A 26,630-nucleotide genomic window follows, 5' to 3' on the forward strand; every position below is an offset into this window, starting at 1 on the left:
AAATGACTGAACTAGAAGACGCTTTGGACACATTGAAAGAACGCTTGGGTCAAGAAGGTCATGCCGCTGAAATCGTGATCGATACAGCCCGCGAATATGAACTCAATCCCATCCTCCTGCGCCGCAAGTTCGAGGAGCGCTTCTCAGTTTCTCCAGAGGCTTATGTCCCAACAATAAGCATAACCACACTAAATCGCCGACGCGCTCGAAAAGAGGCTCAAAACTGGGCATGGCAATTACATAGCCAAATTCAAACAATTTCAATGGCGATGGACGCGTTTCAAAAGCATCAGCAGCGAAAAGGCGAATGGATTGAGCATCAAGTTCGAGATCACCATCTGGGCGTGATATTTGCAGAAAGCGGATATGAGTATGCCTTTGCCGGTCTTTCATCTTCTGGGGCGATCATGGCTATTCCAGTTGATGGTGGTGATCCCGTCGAGAGAAGCGCGCAACTCTATCAGGTCGTCTTTAAAGATGACGCGAAACCGTTTGCATGGACGTCGATGCAAGAGGTTAGACCGCACATATCTGGCGTTATCTGGCGGATAGGAAACCCTCACCTGGAGTTTTCAAACGAGCAAGAAGCCTATGCTTGGTTGCGGGAGCACACTGTCGTGGGTGCCATTGAAAACTTGGCCTGAAGCAACCGCGCGAGATTTTTTCCACATGACCACCTTGGGAAGGCAGCCTATTCGCTACCTACTCCCTAGGTATAGCCTAGTCGCCCTGATGGATGTCTGCAAAGCATGGGAAAACGCGATATCGAAGGCGAAGATCGCCAACTTCCGGTTTCACGATCTGCGCCATAGCGCCGCCCGCTATATGGTCATGCAAGGAAAGTCTCTGAAACAGATTCCCGACCTGCTAGGGCATAAAACCCTCCCAATGGTGAAGCGGTATTCGTACTTGTCAGTTCACCACATTACAGGGCTAGCTGAAGGCGTAATCCGCAAGATGTTTCGACTTTGAACTTGGATGCCGTTTAAGCGGCCCCTCAGATCACTTCTTTCCCCACGGGCTGGCCATGCCAATCCAATACGACCAGATGCATTCTACGTGCCGTACAGGGGCTTATAAGCCATATTCTCAAAACCTTCCCTGATCTATTGCGCCATTCCAGCTCCCTCAGTGACAACTCTTTTGGGAAAGACAACCATTAACTTTCACCTGGGCCTTCCTGGCACCGTCCTGCCACTGGCGGGTGCCCATCGGGCCTGAGTTTCCAAATCGCCTGTGCTGTTAAAGACGCGTCAGAGGTTGATCCGATCATTGCTGAAGACGTCGATATCGGGCGTCGATCACGCTGCCTATCTGATCCGGGCATATTCATGCAAGTCACCGGCTTTTCGTGATCATTGGGCAATACCGTTTGGTTCACTGGTAACTACCCCCGCGTGGGTATGGCCTCTTTTCCCCATGTCCCTATCCGCTCCCAACGAGCTGTCCTCCATCTGGCTTGACCTGGCAGAGACGCCGTTCGGCGCAACGGGTCACAGTCAGTTTCATCCCCTGATTTGCATCATTCCTCGCGAAACAAGAAACAGCCTGCTCTCCGTCTGTCGTGTTTCTCCAGCCCGTTCCGGGTGCACCGCCCGTCTTTGCCCCTGCCTCTTCGGTCGCCATCGGACAGCCGCGATGGGCGCGGCTCTCAGAGACAAGGAGAGAGACCATGAAAACCGCACGCGAAGACGTTTACACCCAAGTCACCAACAACATCATCGCCGCAATCGAAAAGGGAGCCGGTCACTGGCAGATGCCCTGGCACCGCACAGGCAAGGGCCTCAACCGCCCCGTCAATATCGACACCAGCAACGCGTATCGCGGGATCAACGTCCTGAGCCTCTGGGCCGCAGGACAGGCGCGCGGCTTCTCGACCGGGACCTGGGGCACCTATCGCCAGTGGCAAAACAAGGGGTGCCAGGTTCGCAAGGGCGAAAAATCCAGCCTGGTTGTTTTCTACAAAGAGTTCACCGTCGAAGAGCAACGCGAGAACGGCGAAACCGAAGAGGGCAAGCGCATGATGGCCCGTGCCTCCTATGTCTTCAACGCAGATCAGGTGGACGGCTATGAAGCCCCGCCAATGCCTAATCCCAAGGACCCGATCCAAGTGATCGCAGAGGCCGATGCCTTTATCCAGGCGACCGGTGCCAACATTCGCCACGGCGGCACGCGCGCCTTCTACAGCCTCCCGCAGGGCGGTGCGGGCGACTATATCCAGATGCCGGAAAAAGCCCTTTTCACCGGGTCCGAGACCAGCACCGCGACCGAGTGCTACTACTCCACCCTCCTGCATGAGCTGACACACTGGACCGGTAGCGCCAAGCGTTGCGATCGAGAATTCGGCAAGCGGTTCGGCGATGACGCCTACGCCGTCGAAGAACTTGTCGCCGAGCTGGGAGCTGCTTTCCTCTGCGCCGATCTCGGGGTCACGCTGGAGCCGCGCGCGGATCACGCGGCCTATATTCAAAGCTGGCTCAAGGTCCTCAAGGCCGACAAGAAGGCCATCTTCACCGCCGCCAGCCAAGCGGCCAAGGCGACGGATTTTCTCTCGGGCCTTCAGGCCAAGGTCCCATCCGCTGCCGCATAGGCAGCCGTTCAGCTTTGATTATATGCCACCCCAGATTGGGGTGGCGATCATGCTGTGTAGAGTGAGAGCGCCTGTACGGCCTCTCAGATCATTCCATAGCGCTCTGCGCTATGGTGGGTGCAAACAGACCTGCAAAAGCACCAGAGAGGCGCTATACGGCCACATATACACCCTTTTCAAAGTCAATTATGCTGAACTTTGCCGCCGCGCAGGTCAGATCAACAGGTCTTCTTGTTTCATGCCCTGCTCAAGAGCTTCAGTAAACCACGCTGGCTTACGTCCTCGACCGGTCCAGGTAAGGGCATCATTCTCAGGATGACGGTACTTTGCTGGCGCTGAGCTGCGTGGTGACTTTGCAGATGGCGTATCGTTAACCAAGTCTTTCAGGTCAAAGCCGAATTCCCTTGCCTGCGCCTGAACGGCAGCAAGCGCCTCTTTCTTCCTGCGGACCTTCGCTTCCACGATTGCTTTTTCCACATCCAGCTTCAGGCTTTCAAGCTCTTCCACCGTGAGACCTTCGAGGTCAATCTTCGCCATGCGTCACCTTTTCCTATGCATCAGATGACGGCAACACTTTCATTTTACGTCAGTAAAAGCAACCAGAGAGCTTTGCTGGAAATCAAGAACAATCGAGGCTCTCAATGCATGCATAAACGTAGTCGGGAATTTCTAAGCGCAAAGCGTGAATGACGCCATCACCATCACGCTCAAGCGAATAGTGGTTCAGCAAGCGAAAGCTGAACCGACCAACATCACGCCCTTCGAGGATTGCAATAGATACCTTCGTGGCTGCAAGGCGACGAAGAGACATTTCTAAGTCCTGATCGATGTAATCGTTAAAATCTTCACAAAAACCATCAAGTCGTTCCTGAGTTGGTTCATAGTAGCGCATACCGCCTTGCGCCAATGCGCAAGGCGAAATGTTGGTTCCGATCTGATTCTGGCCGCTCGCAATGTCCAAAATCATCGACAGTAAGATTTTGTAATCCCCAACAGTTGCGATATAGAGACCTTCATCTGCCGAAACGGTCACTTCGCATTGGTTCAAGACGTAGTGCTGAAAGCTGTTCTCTCTAATGATTGGATCGATAGAAGCGAGACTTGAGCGTTTGTATAGTCTATTCCTGGACAAAATGTCTTTTACGGTTGGAGCCAGCAGTGCCAAATGATCAAGGTCTATTGGTGGTTGGCGAAATTTTCTCAAATGCATATTTGAAACCCTCAGTCATCGAATAATATAAATCCTATCACCTTATGGTGGACGTCAGTAGAAAATTAGTTTTTCGTTTTTTTTGGCTCGGCGGGTTCTCGAAAAATTGATTGTCGCCTCGTCGTCAAAAAACAAAAAAACAGCTTATCCACATTGTATACAGGGGCAAAAATCCTCTTTAATATATCTTTAAATAATCTTTAATATATCTTTAGACGCTGGAATCGCGCGCTCACAAAGGGTTTGAGGGGTGTAACCTTGCCAGCAATTCCCAAAACCTTGCCAGCAATTCCCACAACCTTGCCAGCAATTCCCATAACCTTGCCAGCAATTAACTTATCCACAGAAGTTATCCACAGGAGGTGTCGATTGATGGATCAGGTGTGAACGGAAAGGTGCCCCGAATGACTTCTGACGGGTCGCAAGGAAAGAGGTCTTTTTGCTTCGGCTTGCAGAATTCATACTCAAAGCGGAAACACGTATTTTTCCCGCTTTTGTAAGGAACGCGCTGGACATTTCGTAGATATCCGGATGCTTCGAAGTCATTGAATGCACGAACGCAGTATTTTCTGAAATCGCCCCGCTGTTGCCAGTTTTCACGCCAAATGTCACGACCCACAATTTGCGCCAGAATAGATTCATCAACCCATGAGTTATTTGGCTGACTATCAATGAAACTGAAGAATGCCTTAGCATAGTCGCTCTTCAGTGTATAATAGGCTTCCGCGTCCAAATATACGATCTGCTTCGCAGCCATAATCTGCTTCACATGTTGGCCATAACTAATCTGCACACGGCTATCCAGCTCGAAGCCATCGAACAACACTTCGATTAAGCTTCCAGAGCCTCCCCCACGACGTCCCTCGTGTATTCTGAAGCTCACTATCAGCGAGCTAAGGTCCTCCAGAAGGCCCGCTTGCGTGGTGATATTGTTGACATGTGCTGACTTGTTTTGCGCTTGCAGCAACCCCCGCCATGTTGTGTAGACAACCGACTTGGTCTTGGCCGCAATACCCCACTTTTCGATTTGAGACGATTCCGGGGAATTATCCATGATCGTCCTGGCATTTTGGCGAAATACTGCCATCAGCGTGTCTTTATGAGCAATGCCAAGTTCTTTGCCAACAACGCTAATTTTTGCCCAATTTCCGACTTCCAGCGTATAGCTTGTTGTTTGTTGATTGAGATACTGCTTTGTTGGCCTGAACATACCGCTTCGCGCCAGCTCAGTTGGAACCTTTGCCGGTTTCCTCGATAAACGTTGCCGTCTTTGCTTTATCGCTTCTTGCCGCTTTCGACTTTTCTCAGATAGTTCATTTGGATCAACAATCAGCTCCATAGGGCGTTCCTTCAATATATTCCAATAATTATGCACCTTTATTAAAGTCCGTTTTTTTGAATTTAGCAAGAAAACCTTGCCAGCAATTCCCAAAACCTTGCCAGCAATTCCCGTGCTCTATCGTTATTTTTCAATGCTTTATGATTTTTGCTATGTGCCTGTATACACTTTGAGCTGCCTTTTTGACCTGACAGAGCGGTTTTTTGGTCTGGGATTTATAGATAATCCTTTCGCCCAGTATGCGGAGGGCGTGTTAATGCATTGAAAATATTGGAGAATTAAAAAACCTTGCCAGCAATTCCCGTTTTGGTGAGAGGCTTTGCGAGAGGTTACGGTAAATCTTCGGGCGGCGATAAAAGCCACTCCGGTACACTAACATAAACTTCCTTTGCATCAAATTCGTCATTCTGGAAAATGCTGTAGCCACCTATAAGTGAAAAACGGTGAACTTTTTTGTTCTGATCATGAACTTCAGTGATTTCGACCTGTGTACGGCTAAGCCTTTTCAAGGCTGCCTCAATCGTATCAGCGGAGGCTAATCTGTCAAAATTTGCAACCCACATTCTGTCAAGAGTTATTTTCGGATCGGCTTCCAGTGGGGAAGTTCGCCCCAATGGGACGCAGACATCCTCCAAGTTAGTAATAAGTGTTCGAATTTCGGCAAGAACGCGGAGATCACTAAGGTTAGCCCCGCCATCAGCTGTTCTAGGCTCTATCGCGATTATATAGTCCTTCGTCGTGGACTCATAAATATCATGATTGTTGGATTGAATTTCTTTTAATGAACCTATCACCCTACTAAGCTTTCTAAACTTTGGTGAAATATCCGCCAATTTTTGAGGTGTAATTCTTTCCTTTATCAAGGCTTTTACTTTCTTGGGTTTGATTGATTGTAGGTAATAATCAACACAATGTCATGAATTTCTGAATTTACGTTTTGAGCTGCGCGCTTTTTTTGTTTTGTCCTAAGGGACTTTGCCCCTGGCGCAGGCAAGGCTTCCCTTCGGCGCGACGGGCGGTTTCCCCGTCCTTCCTTCTCTTCGATCCGTGCAGGGCGGGTGATCCCCCTCCGCCTGTCGCGGCCTGTGCCTTTGCCTCCCCACAACTCGCCGTCGAGGCGTCGGTTGCAGCACGCGCAACCGAAAAATGAAGGAGAAAAGAGACATGGAAAACCCGGCAATCTACGTTGCAGACCTCGCAGCTTACAACAATGGCATTTTGCATGGCGTCTGGATCGACGCGACCCAGGATATCGCGGACATCTGGCAGGCCGTGCAGGACATGCTGAAGGCCACACCGCTTGACGAGGTGGCCGAAGAATGGGCCATTCACGACTATATGAATTTTGGCCCGGTCCAGATCAGTGAATACCAGAGCTTTGAGAGCGCACATGCCTTGGCTCTGTTCATTGAAGAGCATGGCGACCTTGGCGCGGCGGTGCTGGAAGAGGTACAAGGCGACGTGGACACAGCGACCAGGGTTCTGGAAGAGGACTATATTGGCGAATATCAAAGCCTGGCAGACTACGCCGAGCAACTGACCGAGGACACGATCGATATCCCCGAGGCGGTTGCCTGCTACATCGACTATGAAGCTATGGGCCGCGACATGGCACTTGCAGGCGAGGTGTTCACCATCAAGTTGGGCTGGCAACAAGTGCACATTTTCTGGAACCGCTAACAATGCACAAGGGGGCGGTAACGCCCCCATTGCTTCGCAAATTCGGCGACGGCTGCGCCGTCAGGTTTATTTCTCCCCAAACCCACCCTGCGGGCGCGGCGCTGCCGCGCCCCAAAGAAAACAACCCTCCATGTCTGGAGGGTTGTCGTTATTCTGGGATTTTCGATTAGCGTAGCATTCTATTTGACGTTACAAGTTCTGTTCTGAATCGTGAAAATTCTTACTGGGCAGAACGACTTGATCTTCAATTTTTTGAAGACTTTCTAAAATCTGATACACGTCGCGCCATGAATTCCATACTCGTCCCGTATCTGGATGTACCGTATTCACGACAATATGGATATGTGGTCTTGCACCTCCCGTGTGCGAAACGATAAGGCATTGATGCTCAGAAAGCCCAAGGTCTGAGGTAAGGGTATCTGCTACATTTATCTGCTCTTCTTTTTGAAGCTGAGCCTCTTCTGGCCAGGAAATGCATAGATGGTACACAGGTCTCTTGACTAGTATAGAAAGGGAAGTCGTTGCCTGCATGCATCCCGCTACAACTCTAGCGTCTTTAATCGGTATATTTCGTACTTCAGACCAAACAGGGCGATGCGCACTCAGTTTTTCCGTATCACCTTCAAAAAGATTGAGCACAAGCTCTTTGAACTTCACGCCACGGTAGGTGCGAAATTTGAAGACTTTTAATTTTGGCATGAGAAACCTCTCTGAATATAGAGAGGGCGCTTTTGCGCCCTTTGCAGGACGCGTAAGAAAGGTACGGCAAGTTAGGTCCCCTTGCGGGAACTGACGTACAGTTCCCACGCGGGTTAACAACATTATTGTTGTAAAGCGATTAACTGTTTTCAAGGCGAACTATGAACAAAAAACAACCCTCCAAAACTGGAGGGTTGTCTGTCGATTATAAAAAATCACCGGTTTCTACCGTTTCCCCAAGCCTGAATCTATACTGGCCAAGAATGCGGGTGTTTCCTGTGATCGTTACGCGGTCCTCAAACCGGGAACGCCCTTCAATGAAGGCATTTCCCGAAATCAGGACCCGTCCATTCATCTGTGAATTTCCACCGACATGGGAATTCTCGATAATCCGAACGTTGCCGGTAATCTTCGAATTCCCTCCAACCCAGGAACGGCCAGTGACGAGCACACGATCGGCGAGGCGGGCATTGTCTATGACAATGCCGTATCGCGATACGCGCGCCCAGTCCATAATTCTGACTGTCCCTCCAGCAATCGCCTTGCCGGTAAGTTGAGCATGATCTTGAAGGATCGCAGAACCGTAAGCCCGTGAGGCATCACGGAGTTCTACATGATCTTCAGCACGCGCTTTTTCGAAAAGCTGCGCATCTGGACCGACGTATGCCGTGGGAGCAGCATAGGCCGTTTCCGCAACCCAACCGCCGATCGACCCATCAGGATTGATGTGGCGATGAGCTGGAACTGGACCACGACCGAAGGTAAGCGCCGGCTGATGACCCTCCGAGTTTTGTCTTGACGATACTTGGGTTGTCGTTGTTGCTCAGCCGATCAGCTTCGCGTCTTTCATGCGTTTGATGGTGTCAGTAATGCTGGTCAGGGTGCCAATTGCACCGAAGGTCTCGCTCTTGTTCATGTTTTTGTTACTCTCAAAAACGTTCATGCCCTGAGTGAGGAGCGCCATGATTTGCGCTTCGTCGATTGCTTTCATGCGCAGGGCTTCAACGATGACGCCCTCCATGATCATTTGCTGAGCCGTAACCTGCCCTGCGATCACCTCGATGCTGCGCTCGAGGTCCTTAATCTTACTCATGAGTACTTTGACCCGTTCGGCTTGAAGTTCCATGGCATCAGGCTTTTGATGTCGTCCTGCATATGTCCATTCAATATCTTGTCCAGCACGTCTTCCAGATAGGCCTGCGGGTTGATGCCGTTCAGTTTGCAAGTGCCGATCAGCGATGCCATGCTTGCCCATGTGACCGCCCCGTCGTCGTTTCCCGCAAAGAGTGCATTCTTTCTTGTAAGAGGAATCGGGCGAATTGCGTTCTCGACTGCATTCGTATCCATCTCGATGCAACCATCATTAAGGAACCGGGTCAGGCCCACCCACCGTTTGAGGCCATACCTGATATGGCGGGCAAGATCCGAGCTGGAAGAGAGCAAGTCAAGTTGCCCTTCCAGCCAGAGACGCAGGGCATCCACGATGGGCTTAGAGAGCTGTTGCCGGACGGCGCGCCGGACGTCTGGCGCTTTGCCGCGGATATCAGCCTCGATCCGATAAAGCTGCGCGATGCGATTGGTCATTTCCAGACAAATCGGGGAGTGTGTCGTGCGGCTATATTCGACGAACCGGCGTCGCCAATGCGTCCAGCAATAGGCCATCGTCCAAGGGTCATTGGTTTTCTTCGGATCGCACAAGACATCGTATCCGGCATAGCCATCAACGGTCAGCTGGCGCCCTTGGAAGTCGCGGAAGATCTCTTGAGCGGTTTTGGCGCTTCGGCTTCTGGAATGCTGGAACACCACGATTGGCGGATCGCCTCCTCCCCAGCCCCGTTGATCGCGGACCACGGCCCAGAGATAATCCTTCCGAGTTTTTCCCGTGCGCGGGGCCAGAACCGGGACCGTGGTCTCGTCTGCGAAGAGATAGTCACTCGCTTTCAGGTCGTCGATCAAGGCGTCGATGAGCGGCGCGAGGTGGAATGCGACGCGTCCCGCCCAATTGGCCAGCATGGTGCGATCGATCTCGATCCCCTCCCGGCGCCAGATCTCGGCTTGTCGGTAGAAGGGGAGGTAGTCGCAGAATTTGGATACGACAGCATGGATGGCGAACCGGTTTGTCCCAAGACCGCGCGGCACAAGGAATTCCGGCGCCGGGGCTTGCGCGTGGGATGTGCCCTTGCACGCCCGGCACATGTATTTGGGACGCACGGTGACCAAGACCCTGAACCGGGCTGGCACGACATCGAGCCGCTCGGTGCGATTTTCCCCGACCCGAACCATCTCACCGCACCCACAGGGGCAGGACGTGCTCGCGGGTTCGATGACCTCTTCGACACGTTCCAGATGCTCCGGCAGCCGCCCTTTATTCCGGTTTGTGGAAGACGCGTGCCGGGACGCCTTGCCGAGCGCTTTATCGGCGGCCTCACCCGCGGCCGCCAACTGCCCTTCCGCGATCTCGATATCTTCCGCAAAGAGATTACGCTGATCCGGATCACCCTTTTCCGAGCTTGAGCCAAACCGCGCGTGCCTGGACTGGAACAAAAGCCGTTCCAGCCGTGCGTTGGCCTCGGTCAGAGCCGCGTTGGCCGCCTCTGCACGGGCCAATCGCTGCTCGAGATCGGCAACGTATTCAGGGCTGATTTGGCTTGAGGCAGGCATGGCCTATTATACACTGCCATGCCCGCTTGCGCTGCAGAATTCGCCCTCATGAGTCACCCCGCCGCATGTTATCCAGCGCACTTGGGTTGACGGCGACGCTCTGCACGCACCGCCTTCCAGTCCAACCCTTCAAACAGGGCCGCGAACTGCGCGGGCGTCAGCCTGATCACACCGTCAGCCGGCCGGGGCCACTGGAATTTGCCCCCTTCCAGATGTTTGTAAACCAGTACCAGACCTGTCTGATCCCAAACCAGAACCTTGATCCTGTCGCTGCGCTTCGATCTAAAAACAAAAATCGCTCCGCTGTACGGATCACGCCCCAGAACCGTTTGGACCACCAGCGATAAACCCGCGTGCCCCTTCCGGAAGTCGATCGGCCGCGTTGCCAGATACACATGGTACGCCCCTCCTGGCAGGATCATGTGGATGCCCTGATGGCAGAAAGAACCTGCCCAAGATGGTCGGGAGCAAATTCTGCTGGCACCAAGATCCGCACGTCCGCGATCTCCAGAACAATGCTGTCGCTCGCGTTCACAGGGGCGACAGGACTGTCGCTGTCATGCCCTTCAACGACAACAGGCACCAAGCCAAGGATGTCGTCATCAGGCATCGCCAAAACCCCCTCACGGGCAGCGCGACGCCAGGAATGAAGCTGGGGCGCGGAGATACCATGCTTGCGGGCGACATCTGCAACCGAAACGCCATCACGGTAACTCTCCAGAACAAGCTCTGCCTTCACATGTTCCGGCCACCGACGCCGACCAGTTGGACCAGTCACAACATCGATACGTCCGCCATATCCTTCTTCGGCACTGTGACAAGTTACGTAATTTTGTACTATATCATCCATAAGAACCCTCCTTATCTGGACGGCTCCTTCTCAAAGAAACAGAAAACAACATCTACGAGGGCGATCGCGCGGCGCTTACGACCGAAGTCGAAATACTCAAGATGAAACATGATATTCCCCTTTCAAAGGAAAGAGGGCGCTGCGCGCCCGTTACAGGACGCGTGAAAACGGTAAGTCAGGTTCCCAGGCGGGAACTGACGTACAGTTCCCACGCTGGTGAGTATTGATTTATGGCAAGTGCCGGTAATTTAATCCGCGCGTCACTGACGGGGGCGTTAGCCGAACAGTTTTCCGAACAGCCCCTTCGGGGCGGGCATCACCGCCTTCAGCGCTAGGTCGGTATGCTGGCGAGGGTCAAATTTCGTCCGATAAAGTGCGTGCGCTATTTCAACGCGACCAGCCTGACGGCGATTGTCCAGTTCGTTAAACGGGATGAAAACCTCATAGAATTCCATCAGCCCGTCCTCTGCACCCGTCGCCTTCACCGTAACCGGCGCGCCTGTTTGCCAGTCGGATTTGCTGACTTCAGCACTATAAAGACCAGGCTGGATTTCTACGTCCTTTTTCTCAAACCTATCCCAGCCCGGTACTGGCACTTCTGTTCTGAACATGAACTTGATCAGAAACCCCCGCGTTTCATCAACTTTCGCCTCAGGTTCCTCCTTCAAGCTTTCGGGATGCACCCAAAGATCGCCCGTTTCAAAGTTTCCGAGATAATAGCACTTGCTTTCTCTCAGCACCGGATAGCCTCTCCAAGGATTGAAAATAGGCGAATTCAGGAGACGGCAGACCGATTGGAACATCAGCGTATTTGAAAAGTCGAAAACTTTATTGTCGTCGAAGCCAAGCCCACCATCGTTGAAATACATGCCGCCGAGCCGCAGGTGCGGGCTTTGTAAATCGATATACTCGATGTCATGAAAGTCTTGAGCATAGTCCAACCGCACGAAGACCTGCGGCGTTGCTGTGATGGAAAGCCCAGCAGCGTTGTCATGGACGTGCACAATTTGCCGCCTCTTATCGAAAATCGCCTTAGCCCCAGCTGGTATTTTTATCTCCATCGGCTGCCCGTCATATTGGAACAGCCAAGGCGCAGTCATCGTACGCGGTCTATCACTGACCGAGTATTCAAATGGGCTTTCGCGCTCTTCAAGTGTCTTCATTGGCATCCCTGATCCCATAGTTGTGCCCCTTGGGAACACCTCTCCAATACTCTGTGCCTCGCAAGTCATTGGGCCGCGCCAGCGGCTCCGGTTCCGTCGAACCGGCCATCCTAGAAAGGTTTTCGTCCTGGTGGAACTCCAGACGTTGCGCGGCGATCGGTCGCTTGCCGGATAGCAGTATCAGCTGAAAAGGCTGGCCGACCCCCAAGAGCTCCATGATCTCTCCAGGCGTCATCAGGGGCGCACCGGTTAGCTGCACCCCGTGGCTAGCACCGCCATTGACCTGAAGGGAACCCGTTGCATCGCGCCCGCTTCCACCAATGTTGACACCGGGCACGCCGATTGCTGTCGTCTTCTGGCCCAAGGTCTTCTGTAGCCAGTCCACTGTCTCAAAATCGGTCACACCGAAAACATTCACCGTACTGCATTGGGACAGGATCACGTTCCAATCGTCTGGATATAAGGATTTCAGTTGCGAAATGTTCTGAGCAAACAGCCAAAACCGCACGCCATAACCCGCGATTTCCGCCAGCGCTCGTACCAGCTCTTTCATCGCCCCAAGCGCCGGGAATTCATCGATCAGGCAGGCGACCGGCACGCCTTCGGCTTTGCCGCCCTTGATCATTGCCTGATAAAACTGTCCGATTATAAGACGTAAGAACGCGCCATAGTCGCCCAATTTATCGAAGGGCAGGACAACATACACCGTTACTATGTCCCGTTTTAGATCACTAAACGGTACGTCTGTTTGGCTGACCGCCTTCGCTATTTCCGGCGTATCCCAGATACTCATCTTGGCATTGATGCTGGCCAAGATGCTCGACTGCATCTTGGTTTCATAGCCGATAAAACTTTTAATCCGACGCTTTGGTCCGGGCTCATCGGTGCGTTCAGCAAGGGCCACCAAACCCTTCATCAGGTCAGACGGGCCGTCGCGCTTTTCTGCGTTCGAAGCCGTCAGAAGATCGCGCGCGTCACCCAGCTGATCACGGCCCATCAGAACGCAGGCGAGGATAACCGCCGACAGGAGGTTCAGCGCCTCGTCATGCCAGAACTGGCCATCCCCTTTCGGGGCATCGCCCAGTAAGACCGAGGCGAGCCGCCGCGCATCCCCTTCGCCCTCAATGAACTCCATCGGATTATAACCGGCGTAAGGTGACACCGGATCAATCTCCTTCGTCACCTGGAACGGGTCGATCCGAACCACGCGGCCAAACTCCCGCCGCCTTTCATGGGTCAAAGCATAGTTTTCGCCTTTTGGATCGATCACCACGGTAGAACCGGCATACATGAGCAGGTTCGGCACGATATGGCTCGTGCCTTTTCCCGCCCGCGTCGCCGCGATGGTCAGAAGGTGCCCCGGCGCAAAAGATGCAACCGCGCCACCGATCTCCCGCTTTTCGACGTCGATGCCATCCCCGAGCAAGAAGAACGGGTTTCCCGGCCCGTTCATCGCTTCGCGCTCAGCATAAGCGCGGCGTTCGATTTCCATCAGGTCGTCTGTCCTCATAAAATGGGCATCGCCGTGGATCGTAGGTGGGTTTTGGATCAGCCGCGCTCTCTCAGCCGCCGCCTCATAATAGCGCTGGCCCGTGGCCGTCCAGGGCGGAGGCGAACCGTGCTGCTCATGCCACATCCGGTCCCGCCACGATCGATAGTCACGCGACAGCCAGTAGAGCAGTTTCGAAGGCAATGATCGAGGGTCTTGCAATGGTCCTGCGGCGCTCCGGTTGTGAGGCAGCCGAAGGATTATCCGGCTTTTCCATCATCTTGGCCGGAACTTCCGTTTCAGTCGAGACTATAGACAAGCTTAAATGTCATTTTGTTCCGGAGTGCGGGCGCGAGCGCCCGCACCTGCGGTGCGTATCTTGAACGGCAGGACTGTGGCAAAGGCACGGGTGCCAAGTTTTCGCTATTTCCTGACAACCGTCGTGAAGGCGCAGAAGTGCGACTTGGACCGATTATCTTGCCAATAGACGGCGACATCCTTGCCGTCACGGCTGCGCTTGATGAAATACTCGGTCCACATGCCGCTGGGGTAGCCTTTCAGCTCAAGTCTGCTGACGGGCTCCATGCTCTTGAAATCGATATGCTCGCAATCGACCACTTGCAAAAGTTCCGCCCGATAGGCCGATGGGTTTTCCTCCCATCCTTGGGCATGGTAGGCCGTTAGCTTGGTACCGATCTGCCCATTGCCTTGCGCGACCTCCTTGCCATCTGGACCCAATACCGTGAGCATGTCCAGCGCCGCTGTATAAGCGACTTCGGGCTGCGTTTTGCCCAGATAAGCCCGCATTAAACTTTCGGCGTCCCCAAAGTCTTTCAGCGTCGGCAAGAGCTCTCCGAGCGTGTTGAACTGATCAAAATGCCCTTTGGGGAACTTGAGGACCAAATTGAGCTGTTTGACAGGATATTTTCCAAAATACTGCCTCTGGGCCGCGTCAGGCTGCACATCGATCGAAATTGTGTCACCAAATGCAGGGTGAACCTGAAGGCTAAAAGTGCCAGAAACAACGGCCATTCGCTTTCCGCCCATTGTTAGGCGGACGTTCTTTGCGATCGACTGATTGGTTTGATTGATCAAGCTGGCAACTGGCGTGGCGGGGTCAATATTGAGAAAGACCTCGTATTTGGTTGGGGAGCCGATGCGATACCACCGAGTATCCATTAAGTCTTTCGTCACATAGCCTGTAGCTTCAAGGGTAAATGTCTGAACCTCCGCAAAAGCGGGAACCGGGAGGCTGAGCACGGTACATCCAAGTACGGAAATGGCCATAGCCTTTAGCGTTTTCATGGGTGGGTTTTCCTACGGATAGAGTGAGAGAGAGACGCAATAGTCGCGCTTTAGAGGGAAAATTTGACACGCGCCCGATATCCCTTCGAATGTTTCGGGCGCAGGTTCTTTTAGCGAAACATTTGCGGCATGATGCTTTTTGAGCGGAAGTAGCTGAAGATCATGATCAGCGGGACGATAATTCCAATCGCTGCAATAACCTGAAGAAATGTAAACCAAACTCCGAAACGTACGGTGGATCGTTTCACATTGAGAAATCCTGCACCTGCCGCAGTAATTGCGCTGGTGGCAAACAAGACCACTCCATTCTCAATGGAGCCACTCGAATACCGAGCGTCAGTCGCAGTGCTGTATTCCAGAAAACCGAAGAACAGCGTCCCCAAGCTCAGAACAACTAAAACGAACGTCCAATTCATGACCAGACCAAACCCAAAAAGATCACGCGCCTTTTTAGCTTGATTCATTATGACCGCGATGGTGCCAAGAATGGCACCAAGAAAAAGGATGATATTGAGAGCTTCCATGATGGCCTCCACGCGCTGGAAGAGGACGGAGATTTTTTCACGCAGTTTTGGATTTGTGATATCCTTGGCACAAGAAGGGGTCCGTTTTGTCAAACAGGATGTGCGGATAATCTCCGCAATCAAATCGTGACAAATCCGACAACTTCAGGATTGGAGATGCAGTCTTTCATGCTCGGACAGAAGGGACCCCTTCTGTCAAGCGTTGTAGGCGCGAAATCCGACAAGAATCACAAAATTTACGAAAGCGAAGAAATGCGTATTGGCTATGCGCGTGTGTCCACCGTTGAGCAAAATCTTGAGCTTCAACTGGATGCGCTGAAAGCGGCAGGTTGCGAGAGGATTTTCAAGGACCTTGGCGTGTCCGGTGCCGCAGCGGAGCGGGAAGGTCTGTCCAAAGCGATGGGCGCACTGAAGGCTGGTGATGTACTGGTTGTTTGGCGGCTAGATCGGTTGGGCCGTTCCCTGATCCGGCTGATTGAGTTGATCAATCTTGTGGCGGCCAAAGATGCGCACTTCATGTCTCTGAATGAAGCAATCGACACGGACTCCCCCGGCGGCAGGCTCGTCTTCCATATGATGGGGGCACTGGCCGAGTTTGAGCGGTCGCTCATCAGCGAGCGCACGCGCGCCGGTATGAAGGTTGCTAAGAAAGCGGGCAAGCAGATCGGCCGCCCACCTTCCTTGTCGCCTGCGCAGGTCGCTGAAGCCAAAGCGATGCTCGCCTCTGGCAAGGCAACGGTTGACCAGCTTGCTGACGACTTTGGCGTCCATGTGCGAACCCTGAAGAGGGCGCTTAGCGGAAAAAAAGAGAACTGCCCCGATTAAGGGCAGTTCCTCTTCGCTTGGCAGACAACGCCAGGACTTGGCCTGCCGCTGTCACCCCATAGGCTCGCGATGGCAGTTCGTTGGAGGCCGCGAGCACGACGTTGATGCTGGTATCCTACTTTGCAGGAGAAGACTTTTTGTTCCGTCCGCGCATCTGTCCTTTTGGGCATGCAAATTCTTATGGCAGACGGCGAAAAGTTCAGGTCATAAATTTCCGACCATCCTGACCATCCGATTTCCTCGGAAAGTTTACGCCAGCGATGGATCGCGGGTGAGCGGCGGCATTGCTCCGCGTTGGCGAGCCAAATGCCGCTTGGCCGCCTCTCTCTGAAAAGCTGGAATGTGATGCTGAGGGCGTTGCGCAAGCGCCGCCAACATCGAAAAACTGATGGTCTCTGGCGTATACCCGTGACCGGCCAACAGCGTAAACACGCCCGCAAGGAGGTCTGTCACCTGTGCTTCAGGGAGGTCGATATTGCCGGATTTCGCGAAGAACCTCCATGCACCTGGCTCATCCTCATGTCCGATCATTGGAGCGATCCACGCCTTTAGCCTGTTGGACCTCTCTACATTTGAGCGCCAGGGCAGGTTCACGAATACGCGTTCCCCGTAGGTGGCGGTCGAACTGTAGGTCAATTCTGTCCACGACATGCGTTCATCTCCTATGCCGCTCCACGACGAGGTTAGCGAGCGGGAGTGTGGAGCATCCATGTTTAGGTGAGTGCTAACCTCGATCCGATTGCCCGTGTCGTCACGAGCTTCCGTATTGGTGCGGGGATGGCTTGGGCGAGACATCGTATCTGCGACTAGCGAGTGGGGCCATCCCCGCATCCTCTTATAGCCGCACACAAAATGCCACCTATAGTTGTTTCCTGACATACCCAAGAAATCCCAGAACCCTAGGTGTTTCATGCAACGGGCAGGAATTCCTGACGGGTCGTTAAGATGCAAAGTTGCACGTTAAGCTGGCCATGTATGGCACAAAATAGAAAGCGGTGTTGCGGGGCGGCAGTGACTGAGGATGTATTGTGAAAGATGGTGCGGGACCAGTTTTGGGGTCAAGAGAAGCCTTAGCTAATGTTGAACTGCCGGTCCCGCACGTCTTTATGAACAAGCGTACAAAGCAAATTCCTGACGTATTTTCCTATTGGCACTTGGAGCGCAGTGCAGGTGCATGTTGCCATATATTGACAATCATCGCCAGATGTTGGAGCTTATTGTTAAGCGTCTGTGTCAGAAAGAAAATTCCAGACCTATCGCCCAACTCCATAAGTTGACATTGCTGGGTTTGTCGGTAGCGTTCTGTTGAGGAGCGAGGAAGTATATCTGTACAGAAAAAACTATTCTGTACAGGATATATGATCCCCATTCGACCCGCTAACGCTTACGTCTCAAGGGAATCACCTCGTCTGCTCAAACGCCGCAGAGGGCTTGGATGCATGGCACGACCTAAGGGTTCCGCAAAACCGGACCACAAACGCCGCACAGCTCAGGTCACCTTTTGGGTGACGCCAGCTGAGCGAGACCGCATTTCCGCGAACGCGGAACGTGCGGGCGTTTCTATGTCGGCATACATCCGCAGCCTCGCCCTGGGTAAGCCGTTGCGGCAGAAACCAGGTGCGATGGCTGGCGAGCTCATCCGGCAGTTGACTCGTGTCGGCAACAACCTCAATCAGCTCTTGGGACACGCGCAGGAAGGAAAGATCCATGGTGCGTCCCACATCGAACATGTTTTCAGGCGCGTGTCCGGTGCGCTCAAGTGGTGGACCTCTGGTGAGGCCGACCGCAAGATCGCACAGGAGGCGATAACCCTGCTAGCCCATGAGGGTACCAGACTTAACGGCCTCGCCCGTCAGGCCAACACAGGTGAGCCGGTCAGCGAGGACCAGCTACTCTCTGTTCTGAATGACCTGACGGCCAAGCTCATTCCGTTCTGCCCATGATCGGCAACCCATACAAAGGGAAGGGGTTCAAAGGTCTCCTCCAGTATCTGCACTTCGGCAGAAAGGGCGAAGACAACCCCCACCGCGTTGTGTGGTCCGAAGCCCGTAACATGCCTTCTACCGACCCCAAGGTTGTTGCAGGGATCATGCGCGCCACGAGTGAGCTTTCGCGTGGCGTGAAAAAGCCGGTGTACCACTTGCCCATCAGTTGGCCACCAGAGGAGCAGCCGCCGAAAGAGGTACAGATGCAGGTGGCCGACACGCTAATCGCGGACCTCGGCCTCTCAGAGCATCAGTACCTGATCGTCGCGCACGACGATGGCGACTGCCCTCATATCCATCTTGTGGTCAACACCGTGCACCCTGAGACCGGACGGGTCTGGAACCCGTGGCGTGACGTGTACCGGATCATGGAAAGTCTTGAGCGCCAGGAGCAGGAGCTGGGGCTCCGGATCGTAGACAGGCCCGATCTGGAAGAACTGCGCCAAGGCAAAAAGGACCCTGCCCGGAAGAAAAAAGCATCACGCGAAGAAAAGCTCAGGGCAACCCGTGAAGGGGACACGCCACTCGCGAAGTGGTCCGAAACAGAGATGCGCCGCATCCGCGCCGACATCACGAACCACTTCAAAGAAGCCACCAGCTGGGCAGAGCTAGAAGCCAGACTGGAGGCTCATGGCCTGCATCTGAAACCCGCAGGCCAGGGCTTCCGCATCACCGACGGCGAGCATTTCATGACCCTGTCCAAGGTCGGAAAACACGCCCGCCAAGATCGGCTGGAAGCCCGCTTCCAGGAGACCTGGGAAGCATACGAGATCGATAGGGAGATTGACCGTGAGGTCGCGGATCAGCTGGAGCCGCCAGGTTCTGAGCGGCCTGAGTCTATCCTGGATGAACTCACCCAGGATGCTGATCGCCAACAGTCAAAGGAGCGTGCAGAATCCGCAAGGCGGGTCAAACACGCCCTTTTGGCGGCCAATCGATACGCCTATTTCAGGGGCCAGGAGAAGCAGGCGAAAGAAGCAGCCCAAAGGCACGCCAAAGATCGACGTGCCATCCGGCGGTTACAATGGATCAAAGAAAGAGTTGCCGACGACATTGGCGTTGCCAACCGTGAATTCGAGGATGTCTGTTCTCAGCTTTACCGTAACCCCAGAGCGGCTTGGGCAGAGATCGATCGTCGTCTCAAAGCAGGTGAGAGCTTTGAGGAAATCGATCTTGATGCTGTAGGTAAGAAAAAGGGCTGGAAATTCCTTGGCTTTCGATCGAAAGGCAGAAAGGACGCAAATCAGGCGGCAAAATCCATGCCCCGTGCTCACCGCAAAATTGAGCGCCTCCGTAATCAATGGGAGATAACCCAGCACGATGAAATGGAATTGTATGCGCGCCTCGGAGAGTCTGAAAGTCGTTATAACGAGGCGATCGCCAATGTTGGTGATAGGGATAATCGGCGCAAGCGTGGGTTAGAGCTTTGGCGCGAACGTCAAAACTCGGTCAATCAGCTTTCCGAGCAAGATATTTGGCAATCTGAATTGACTGAAGATGAAAAGGAGCAATTAGGCAAGGCGTGGGAAGAGACGCTTGATGTCGAACGTCGCCGAGAAATGAAGGGGCAGCGCAACGAGACAGTGCGTGACTACTACGAATTATTGTATGAACGCAGCAAGAATAAAGAAAAGGGGCGCGAGCTATAACCTCAAGCGTTGCCGAAATTTATCATTTTACGCCGTAGAGTAAAATTTAAGAATTTACGCTAGAGCGTAAAATTTTGAGCTTTGCGCTTTAGTGCTTTCTGTATGATCGCAATCAGTCATTGCTTTCTTGGAGGATATTTTGTTTTTCAATAGAGTGAAATGTGATATGAATATCCTTTCTTTCTGTTGAAGAAGAGAAGCCCTCCGTCCGACACTGCGGAGGGTTTTGTTTTGCGAATTTTTTGGTCTGTGCTATAAGGGCTTTGGAAAAGTTGTGCGCCTGTAAGGGCGTGCTTCATTTCTGAAAACGATGCTGAGGTCGTTTTCCTCATGATACCTATCCTCTTGCTTTTCTGCTCTCTGGAATGCAAGAGGATGTTTCTTTTCATATGACGCTTCAGCAGTTTAGCAACTGCATCGAATTTGGCCCTGGCATTTTCGTAATACCCAATATCTTTCAGCAAATTAAATTTTCGAGACGCCGAAAGATCGTTGGTCGTTTGCGCTTTGGCGTTGATCTGGCTTGAGCAAACGGCAAGACTGCCACTTGAGCGAGAGAAGAAGGAAGACTCAATGGACTACAAGTGTGTGCCGTTTGAACCCGCGATCGATCGGAAGGACCCAGTTTCGGGCGTCGCCGCCAGCTTGGACAGCGTGATATCGACTGAAGCCAAGGCAGGTTGGGAATTTGTTGGCCTGGAGAACCATAGCACAGTGGTGCCTGGCTCGAACGGCTGCTTCGGCTTCGGAGCAACGAGCCCCTTCGAAAAGACCTTCTCTGTCGCTGTCTTCCGCAAGTGAAGTATCTGATCATCTGGGCGATCTTGCTGTACCAGCGGGTCGCTCCGACGTCTTTGAGGGAGCGTTGCATCTTCAAACTCAGCTGTTCCAACTACGTGCTGGAAGGCGCTAGGCAGAAGGGGGCATTCGAAGCTGTCCGGCGGCTTGGTGTGCGCGTCAGGAGCTGCCGCCCCGGCTACGCTCCGATCGACACCGGTGTCGCGGGCCACGATGACTTGTTCCTTCTTAGATTGTGCGATGGTTCGGTGCTGGAGGAAGCCGACCTTTCCGACCGGATAAGGGAGGAGTTTGGGTTGCTTCAACAACTTGACACCGACTGTGGAACTGGACGTTCCTGTTAGTCGCCGCTTCCAAGCATTGATCCTTTTACAACTGGCCTTCAACGGCTAGAATGCCAGAAACGGCGTTGCTACTTCCGCAACGCACAAAATCTTGTACTCCGGATCAACCCGAAAGACTGCCATGCCCCGAGCAAAACTTCGCTCCCCAGCCCAGTTGGAGCTGTTGTGTTCCGATGATACCCATACGACCGTAGAAGTCTTACCATTCTCAGGGCCAACCGCCCTGGAGGACGAGAACTTTCCCTTCGAATTGATCAGCGACATCGCGGAGAGGGAAAGCTGGAGGAAGGAGATCAACAGGCCAATCTATCATATTCACAAATGGTGGGCGCAGCGTCTGGGGTCAGTCTTTCGGGCGATCACAATCGGTGCGCTTAGCCCGTCCGGAACAAACGTTTTTGACGCTTTCTACGAGCCTCTTAGGCTGCCAAAGGCAGTGGTATTTGATCCGTTTATGGGAAGCGGAACGACAATTGGTGAAGCGGTCAAGCTTGGCGCACGTGCTGTCGGGCGAGACATCAACCCCGTCGCCCATTTTTTGGTTCGTAATGCTCTAGCATTTCACGATCGGCAGGAGATACTCGCTGAGTTTGAGCGGATCAGCGCAGACGTTGCCGCTACGATCCAAACGTACTACAAGACCGAGCTAGCAGACGGACGTAATGCGACAGTTCTCTATTGGTTTTGGGTGAAGACGGTATCTTGCCCTGATTGTTCTGAAAGCGTAGACCTTTTTGGTTCGCGGATTTTTGCGCGGCATGCATACCCCAAGAAATATCCGGAATGTCGCGCCACATGCCCCGATTGCGGCGGCGTAAACGTTGTGCGTTACGACGACACCACAGTCGCTTGCAGACATTGTTTGAGCCAATTTGACCCGCAGCAGGGTAACGCTAAAGGGCAAAAAGCGACTTGTCCGTCCTGCGAGCACCAGTTTCAGATTTCAAAAACCATCCGTGAAAGTAATCAGCCGCCAAAGCATCGCCTGTATGCCAAGCTCGTTCTGCTTGCGGATGGAACGAAAGAATACCATGAGGCTTCGGAGACTGATCAGGCTCTGTATGATGAGGCATCGAACCGATTAGAAGAGCGGACAAACCCATTTCCAATTGTATCAATCGAACCTGGCTACAATACCAACCAGGCGCTCGGCTACAATTATCGTGCTTGGCATGAAATGTTCAACAATCGTCAGCTGCTTTGCTTGTCGATCCTTTCTGAGCGCATCCAGAAAATAGATGATCAAACAATCAAAGAGCTGTTCACGTGCCTGTTCTCTGGAGCATTGGAGTTCAACAACATGTTCGCCTCCTACAAGGGCGAGGGTACCGGTGCAGTTCGACACATGTTCGCGCATCATGTGCTAAAGCCCGAGAGGGTGCCTCTTGAAGCAAACCTGTGGGGAACAAATAAGAGCTCTGGCTCATTTATGACAATGTTCCAGGGTCGGATCATGAGAGCCCTAGAGTATGCTGAGGACCCTTTTGAGCTTAAAGTTGATTCAGTCAATGGAAAGAAGTCAACCTCAAAGGTTTATGGCCTGAGCGAACCAATTGGCTTTGATATCACAACGTCTTTTGCTGATTTTCAGAAAGGTAAACGCCTTTATCTGTCTTGCGGGGACTCTAGTAAAACCGATATTGATACAGGTTCGGTCGATGCTGTGATCACTGATCCACCGTTTTTCGATAACGTGCACTACTCGCAGCTGGCTGACTTTTTCCACGTATGGCAGCGCCACATCCTCGGAGCAGAAGGCTACAGAGAGAACGTAACGACGCGCTCAGAGCGTGAAGTTCAGAATTCTTCGGTCGCCGACTTTACCGATCGCTTGCAAGGCGTTTGGACCGAAGCGGCGAGAGTTTTGAAGGATGACGGCATACTTGCTTTCACCTACCATCACTCCAGGTCCGAAGGCTGGAGCTCAGTGCTTCGTGCGTTGTCCAAAGCGGGCCTTGTAGTCACGGCATCTCAGCCGATAAAGGCTGAAATGTCCGTCGCCATGCCGAAGCAGCAGGCCAAGGAACCTATTGACCTTGACATCGTGGTCGTCTGTCGGAAGCGAGGATACGTAGAACCCAAGGATCATGAAACTATCCCATGGGAAGATGTGGAGCGCCTTGCACGGAACCAAATTGCTCGGTTTCGCAGCACCGGACGGAAGCTTAGTCGAAACGATGTTCGAATTATCGTTATGGGGCAGTTACTTAAATCCCTTTCTTCCCACAGCAGTTTTGATAAGTCTTATGACATGTTGGTTGAGGCGGATCAGGATATCGAGAACCTGATCGAGGCGCTGCATGAGAAAAACGAAAAGGTAAGGCAAGCATGAGCATTGTTTCCAAGGTTTTCCGAGAATGCGTTCAAGCGATGCGTGACGGCAAGCTCATTGAAAGAGAAGGCAAAAACGACAAAGAGTTTCATTTCCAAAACTGGTTTAAATCGCGATTGGAAGATATCGGTGAAAACTTCGATGAACCGGGTCGAAACACTTACCCTGACTTCCGTATGGTCAAACAGACCGAGGGATATGAGTTAAAGGGTCTGGCCTACCCAGGCAGGGAAGCTGACTACGACTGTAACAGCCAAGTTCCGTGCGGCGAGCACAATGGCCGTGAAGTCTATTATGTCTTCGGGCGTTATCCCAAAGACCCAGATGGTAACCGGTATCCCGTTCTTGATCTTGTGATCTGCCACGGAAGCTTCCTTAACGCCGACAATACCTACGTGCATAAGAACAGGAGCTTTCGAGGTTTTGGCAGTTACGGTGACATCCTAGTCCGTGATCGCAAAATGTATGTCGCGCCAACCCCCTTTGCACTGGCTGAGGGAACAGCTCATCGCCGCACCTTGATTGTCCCAGAAGGTACCCAAGTGGATGATGACATGGTCGAAATCGCCGAGCTCACACGCCGTGAGGTTGAGCAAATGGTGGTTGCGTACCAGTTTGACCTCCGCACCAATGAAATAAACACAACACTGGTGCCGAACCCGAATGCTGGCCGCGATCACGTCTTCAAAATCTACCGCCTAGAAGGCGATCCGGTTGAGCCGGTTTCCCTTGTTGAGCGTTCGAGAGAAAAGGCCCAGGCTACGTTAGCATTGGATGCACAGGAGGAAGACTATGACGACTGAGGCGATCCAAGACCGAGACTCTATTCTCTTAGAAGGGGAGCGCATCGACTTTGGTGCTAATGCTGGTGCTCCGCTGGAAGAAATCTCCGACTCCGAAACAAATGAAAAGTACATTAAGGGCGAAATCCGGATTGTCACGGAGCAAGCGCGATATCCTATTATAAATGTTTCAAAGATTGTCTCCGATAAATCGTATCGGATAAGCCCGGAATACCAAAGAAGGCATAGATGGTCGGCTGACCGAAAGTCAAAACTGATCGAATCGCTGATCATGAATGTCCCGATCCCACCAATATTTCTCTATGAATATGACTACTCGAAATACGAAGTAATGGATGGCTTGCAGCGTCTAACAGCCATTCATGAATTCTATTCCGATGCTTTTGCACTTGAATCCTTGACGGAATGGTCGGAATTAAACGGAAAAAAATATAGCACTCTTCCGGAAAAAGTCCGTGAAGGAATTGACCGGCGCTATTTGTCTTCTGTCATTTTGCTGAAAGAGACTGCAAGGGATGAAGGAGAGGCGCTTCGATTGAAGCAGCTTGTCTTTGAGCGCATCAACAGCGGCGGGGTAAAACTTGAAGGACAAGAAACCCGTAATGCGATCTTCGACGGTCCACTGAACCAGCTGTGTATCCGCCTTTCTCGTAATTCATCCCTTTGCCGCTTGTGGGGTATTCCGGAAGCAACCGATGAAGAAGCAAATGGTGGCAAGCCGTCTCAGGAAAGAGTGGAAAATAAGCTATTTCGAGAAATGACCGACGTTGAGTTGGTTCTGCGATTCTTCGCTTACCGCCAGAAACATCGCCTGCAAAAGTCTGGAGAGAGTTTAGGGGCCTATTTCGATCGTTTCCTTCGCGAAGGAAACCAACTGGAAAACAGTACGCTTAGCGAATTGGCGCAGCTGTTTGAGAAGACCATTGACCTAACGGAGCGGCTCCTTGGAACCGCTGCTTTCTATCTGTATCGCAAGAGAACACGGCTAGGTGACGAGAACTGGGCCTGGAGGGACAGCCCGACCACTACGATTTACGACCCCATGATGTTTGCGCTTTCCTTGCTCTTAGACCGTGAGGCCGAGCTTTTGGAAAAGCAGGAAGATATCAAAAACAAGCTAAGCGACTTTTACAAAGAAAACTATAGCACGTTCGAAGGTAGAAACGTGAATCCCGCAGCGCTTATTGAGCGTGAAGAGAAACTATATGAGTATTTCAAAAACTTCGTCTCTGAAAAATGAAGAAGGCTTATCTTACATTTCAAGCAGAGCTGAATGGACTACTCAACTTTTTGACATCAGTTGAGAGCGAAGGTGATCTTCTCAAGCACATCCTTTCGAACGATGATGGCGCGTCACATGGGCTCGTTGACTATGCTAAGGCGATTGTTGGTAGTTCAACAAATCGCAGACGCTTCGTCCATTCTCAGGCAATAATCGTCCTATACGGCGCGCTAGAACGTTTTATAGAAGATGCGATACGCGAATATGTTGTGGAGACCAGGAAGCTCTGTACTACCTTCGAACAGCTCCCTGACGCGATTAAGAGTAAACATTCTGATCTTTCGATCGAATACTTGAGTCGCCTCAAGGAAGGAAAAGTGAATGGGGTGGAAGAGGGTGAACTTCAAAGTGCAATATCGCGATTGAGTTCATCAATCTCAGAAAATCCAGATTTTATGCTCAATGATCGTGCTTTTGCTCTTCGCAATGCCAACGCTAGCGTAGAACGGATACGTATATTACTATCCAACATAGGCATCCCGCTGAACTTAGCCTCTCTTCTCCGGATAACATCATACCAGGCGGGGTATGTAGACTTATATGGAGTTGAACCGGAGCAAGGTGACTATGAGGCAATAAAGCGAAATTTTTCAAAGGTTGACGCCTTGGTCTCAATGCGTAACCAGATCGCGCACGGCGTTGTTGATCTCGACAACATCGAAGATGTTGGTATCCTTCGAGAACGGGCTGCCGATCTTAACAACTTTGTTATTGCTGTCTCTGACATCATGGAAATGAACTTTGTGCAGTATTGCTGTCTAGATCACGTAAGCATCCCACTTTCGAAACCCATTGCGGTATATAACAATGAAATTGTCTGCATTCAGTTTAACTCGGGCCATATGCAAAACGGTGACGTTGTCGCGATCAAAATGAATGATAATGATGTGCGTTTTGGAAAAATACAAAGCATACAAGTTGACAACGCATCTGTGCAATCTGTTGCCGGGCAAGATGGAATCACGCTCGGCTTTAAAATTGGATTCCACGCCATTGATAGGGAAGGATATCGTTTACTGCCTCGGAACGTAGAGGGGATATTAAGAAATTCTATCTTTCAGTTAATTTGAAACTGGTTCTGTTTCTTAGTTTGGGATCAAGA

General features: G+C 52.2%; 30 protein-coding genes. 14 read left to right on the top strand and 16 right to left on the bottom strand.

Annotation, left to right across the window (positions count from 1 at the left end):
• Nucleotides 1-2: 2 nt before the first annotated feature.
• From AC5SSZ_RS08680 to AC5SSZ_RS08690, 3 genes are all read left to right on the top strand, one after another.
• Entirely contained in the window at nt 3-644 is a 642-nt protein-coding gene (locus AC5SSZ_RS08680; RefSeq protein WP_274840636.1) for a hypothetical protein, read from the top strand.
• A gap of 88 nt (nt 645-732) precedes the next feature.
• Entirely contained in the window at nt 733-972 is a 240-nt protein-coding gene (locus AC5SSZ_RS08685; protein ID WP_425537489.1) for a tyrosine-type recombinase/integrase, read from the top strand.
• Between the two features lie 700 nt (nt 973-1,672).
• The gene (locus tag AC5SSZ_RS08690; protein WP_495437880.1) at nt 1,673-2,590 is read left to right on the top strand and encodes an ArdC family protein; all 918 of its coding nucleotides are present in this window, start codon (nt 1,673-1,675) and stop codon (nt 2,588-2,590) included.
• 213 nt (nt 2,591-2,803) lie between these two features.
• Here the strand turns inward: AC5SSZ_RS08690 and AC5SSZ_RS08695 are convergent, their stop codons facing one another.
• The 4 genes from AC5SSZ_RS08695 to AC5SSZ_RS08710 all read right to left on the bottom strand — a co-directional run bounded on the left by AC5SSZ_RS08695 (nt 2,804) and on the right by AC5SSZ_RS08710 (nt 6,002).
• Nucleotides 2,804-3,127: an H-NS histone family protein gene (locus AC5SSZ_RS08695; RefSeq protein WP_274841120.1), complete on the bottom strand. Its 324-nt coding sequence runs from the start codon at nt 3,125-3,127 to the stop codon at nt 2,804-2,806.
• An 82-nt stretch (nt 3,128-3,209) separates the two neighbouring features.
• A complete protein-coding gene (locus tag AC5SSZ_RS08700) occupies nt 3,210-3,800 on the bottom strand; it encodes a replication initiator protein A (RefSeq protein ID WP_274841119.1) in 591 nt (196 codons plus the stop codon).
• A gap of 349 nt (nt 3,801-4,149) precedes the next feature.
• Entirely contained in the window at nt 4,150-5,139 is a 990-nt protein-coding gene (locus tag AC5SSZ_RS08705) for a hypothetical protein (protein ID WP_274841118.1), read from the bottom strand.
• A gap of 329 nt (nt 5,140-5,468) precedes the next feature.
• Nucleotides 5,469-6,002, bottom strand: a complete 534-nt coding sequence (locus tag AC5SSZ_RS08710; RefSeq protein ID WP_274841117.1) for a replication initiator protein A — start codon at nt 6,000-6,002, stop codon at nt 5,469-5,471.
• A 301-nt stretch (nt 6,003-6,303) separates the two neighbouring features.
• On the opposite strand from AC5SSZ_RS08710, the gene AC5SSZ_RS08715 reads away from it, so the two are divergent.
• On the top strand, nt 6,304-6,819 hold the full coding sequence (locus tag AC5SSZ_RS08715; RefSeq protein ID WP_495437883.1) for an antirestriction protein ArdA: 516 nt from the start codon (nt 6,304-6,306) through the stop codon (nt 6,817-6,819).
• 189 nt (nt 6,820-7,008) lie between these two features.
• Here AC5SSZ_RS08715 and AC5SSZ_RS08720 read toward each other — a convergent pair whose 3' ends face one another.
• Nucleotides 7,009-7,518, bottom strand: coding sequence for a relaxase/mobilization nuclease domain-containing protein (locus AC5SSZ_RS08720; RefSeq protein WP_274841115.1), 510 nt, complete (start codon nt 7,516-7,518; stop codon nt 7,009-7,011).
• A 205-nt stretch (nt 7,519-7,723) separates the two neighbouring features.
• Entirely contained in the window at nt 7,724-8,032 is a 309-nt protein-coding gene (locus AC5SSZ_RS08725) for a hypothetical protein (RefSeq protein WP_495437884.1), read from the bottom strand.
• 99 nt (nt 8,033-8,131) lie between these two features.
• On the opposite strand from AC5SSZ_RS08725, the gene AC5SSZ_RS08730 reads away from it, so the two are divergent.
• A complete protein-coding gene (locus AC5SSZ_RS08730; protein ID WP_495437886.1) occupies nt 8,132-8,317 on the top strand; it encodes a hypothetical protein in 186 nt (61 codons plus the stop codon).
• Between the two features lie 24 nt (nt 8,318-8,341).
• On the opposite strand, the gene AC5SSZ_RS08735 is transcribed toward AC5SSZ_RS08730, so the two are convergent.
• From AC5SSZ_RS08735 to AC5SSZ_RS08770, 8 genes are all read right to left on the bottom strand, one after another.
• The gene (locus tag AC5SSZ_RS08735; RefSeq protein WP_495437889.1) at nt 8,342-8,644 is read right to left on the bottom strand and encodes a hypothetical protein; all 303 of its coding nucleotides are present in this window, start codon (nt 8,642-8,644) and stop codon (nt 8,342-8,344) included.
• Nucleotides 8,608-10,179: an IS66 family transposase gene (tnpC, locus tag AC5SSZ_RS08740; RefSeq protein WP_495437891.1), complete on the bottom strand. Its 1,572-nt coding sequence runs from the start codon at nt 10,177-10,179 to the stop codon at nt 8,608-8,610. The genes AC5SSZ_RS08735 and tnpC overlap by 37 nt, the downstream gene beginning before the upstream one ends.
• A 68-nt stretch (nt 10,180-10,247) precedes the next feature.
• The gene (gene tnpB, locus AC5SSZ_RS08745; RefSeq protein WP_495437894.1) at nt 10,248-10,601 is read right to left on the bottom strand and encodes an IS66 family insertion sequence element accessory protein TnpB; all 354 of its coding nucleotides are present in this window, start codon (nt 10,599-10,601) and stop codon (nt 10,248-10,250) included.
• Nucleotides 10,598-11,029, bottom strand: a complete 432-nt coding sequence (tnpA, locus tag AC5SSZ_RS08750; protein ID WP_495437897.1) for an IS66-like element accessory protein TnpA — start codon at nt 11,027-11,029, stop codon at nt 10,598-10,600. Before tnpA ends, tnpB begins: the two co-directional genes overlap by 4 nt.
• Before the next feature lie 275 nt (nt 11,030-11,304).
• Complete coding sequence (locus tag AC5SSZ_RS08755) at nt 11,305-12,192, bottom strand: hypothetical protein (protein ID WP_274840842.1); 888 nt, start codon at nt 12,190-12,192, stop codon at nt 11,305-11,307.
• Nucleotides 12,179-13,684, bottom strand: a complete 1,506-nt coding sequence (locus AC5SSZ_RS08760) for a type IV secretory system conjugative DNA transfer family protein (protein WP_274840841.1) — start codon at nt 13,682-13,684, stop codon at nt 12,179-12,181. Before AC5SSZ_RS08760 ends, AC5SSZ_RS08755 begins: the two co-directional genes overlap by 14 nt.
• Before the next feature lie 420 nt (nt 13,685-14,104).
• The gene (locus AC5SSZ_RS08765) at nt 14,105-14,986 is read right to left on the bottom strand and encodes a hypothetical protein (protein ID WP_274840840.1); all 882 of its coding nucleotides are present in this window, start codon (nt 14,984-14,986) and stop codon (nt 14,105-14,107) included.
• A gap of 110 nt (nt 14,987-15,096) precedes the next feature.
• The gene (locus AC5SSZ_RS08770) at nt 15,097-15,510 is read right to left on the bottom strand and encodes a hypothetical protein (protein WP_274840839.1); all 414 of its coding nucleotides are present in this window, start codon (nt 15,508-15,510) and stop codon (nt 15,097-15,099) included.
• Nucleotides 15,511-15,666: 156 nt separating this feature from the next.
• On the opposite strand from AC5SSZ_RS08770, the gene AC5SSZ_RS08775 reads away from it, so the two are divergent.
• Nucleotides 15,667-16,335: a recombinase family protein gene (locus tag AC5SSZ_RS08775; protein WP_274840838.1), complete on the top strand. Its 669-nt coding sequence runs from the start codon at nt 15,667-15,669 to the stop codon at nt 16,333-16,335.
• 249 nt (nt 16,336-16,584) lie between these two features.
• Here AC5SSZ_RS08775 and AC5SSZ_RS08780 read toward each other — a convergent pair whose 3' ends face one another.
• Entirely contained in the window at nt 16,585-16,986 is a 402-nt protein-coding gene (locus AC5SSZ_RS08780; RefSeq protein ID WP_274840837.1) for a hypothetical protein, read from the bottom strand.
• A gap of 788 nt (nt 16,987-17,774) precedes the next feature.
• Here AC5SSZ_RS08780 and AC5SSZ_RS08785 point away from each other — a divergent pair.
• Complete coding sequence (locus AC5SSZ_RS08785; protein ID WP_274840836.1) at nt 17,775-18,278, top strand: plasmid mobilization protein; 504 nt, start codon at nt 17,775-17,777, stop codon at nt 18,276-18,278.
• Nucleotides 18,275-19,969 (top strand): relaxase/mobilization nuclease domain-containing protein, encoded by a 1,695-nt coding sequence (locus AC5SSZ_RS08790; protein WP_274840835.1) that lies wholly within the window; start codon nt 18,275-18,277, stop codon nt 19,967-19,969. Before AC5SSZ_RS08785 ends, AC5SSZ_RS08790 begins: the two co-directional genes overlap by 4 nt.
• 146 nt (nt 19,970-20,115) lie before the next feature.
• Here AC5SSZ_RS08790 and AC5SSZ_RS08795 read toward each other — a convergent pair whose 3' ends face one another.
• Nucleotides 20,116-20,433: a hypothetical protein gene (locus tag AC5SSZ_RS08795; protein ID WP_274840834.1), complete on the bottom strand. Its 318-nt coding sequence runs from the start codon at nt 20,431-20,433 to the stop codon at nt 20,116-20,118.
• 109 nt (nt 20,434-20,542) lie between these two features.
• Here AC5SSZ_RS08795 and AC5SSZ_RS08800 point away from each other — a divergent pair, with 109 nt between their 5' ends.
• The 6 genes from AC5SSZ_RS08800 to AC5SSZ_RS08825 all read left to right on the top strand — a co-directional run bounded on the left by AC5SSZ_RS08800 (nt 20,543) and on the right by AC5SSZ_RS08825 (nt 26,598).
• Nucleotides 20,543-20,770: a hypothetical protein gene (locus AC5SSZ_RS08800; protein WP_274840833.1), complete on the top strand. Its 228-nt coding sequence runs from the start codon at nt 20,543-20,545 to the stop codon at nt 20,768-20,770.
• Nucleotides 20,767-21,111 carry a membrane protein insertion efficiency factor YidD gene (gene yidD, locus AC5SSZ_RS08805; RefSeq protein ID WP_425537497.1) on the top strand — a complete coding sequence of 115 codons (345 nt, stop codon included), beginning with the start codon at nt 20,767-20,769 and terminating at the stop codon, nt 21,109-21,111. Before AC5SSZ_RS08800 ends, yidD begins: the two co-directional genes overlap by 4 nt.
• A 121-nt stretch (nt 21,112-21,232) precedes the next feature.
• Nucleotides 21,233-23,443 carry a DNA methyltransferase gene (locus AC5SSZ_RS08810; RefSeq protein ID WP_274840832.1) on the top strand — a complete coding sequence of 737 codons (2,211 nt, stop codon included), beginning with the start codon at nt 21,233-21,235 and terminating at the stop codon, nt 23,441-23,443.
• Complete coding sequence (locus AC5SSZ_RS08815) at nt 23,440-24,246, top strand: hypothetical protein (protein ID WP_274840831.1); 807 nt, start codon at nt 23,440-23,442, stop codon at nt 24,244-24,246. Before AC5SSZ_RS08810 ends, AC5SSZ_RS08815 begins: the two co-directional genes overlap by 4 nt.
• Nucleotides 24,236-25,486: a DUF262 domain-containing protein gene (locus AC5SSZ_RS08820; RefSeq protein ID WP_274840830.1), complete on the top strand. Its 1,251-nt coding sequence runs from the start codon at nt 24,236-24,238 to the stop codon at nt 25,484-25,486. Before AC5SSZ_RS08815 ends, AC5SSZ_RS08820 begins: the two co-directional genes overlap by 11 nt.
• Nucleotides 25,483-26,598, top strand: coding sequence for an MAE_28990/MAE_18760 family HEPN-like nuclease (locus AC5SSZ_RS08825; protein ID WP_274840829.1), 1,116 nt, complete (start codon nt 25,483-25,485; stop codon nt 26,596-26,598). Before AC5SSZ_RS08820 ends, AC5SSZ_RS08825 begins: the two co-directional genes overlap by 4 nt.
• Nucleotides 26,599-26,630: the final 32 nt, after the last annotated feature.

Source organism: Phaeobacter sp. CC-HEC084 (assembly GCF_059429255.1).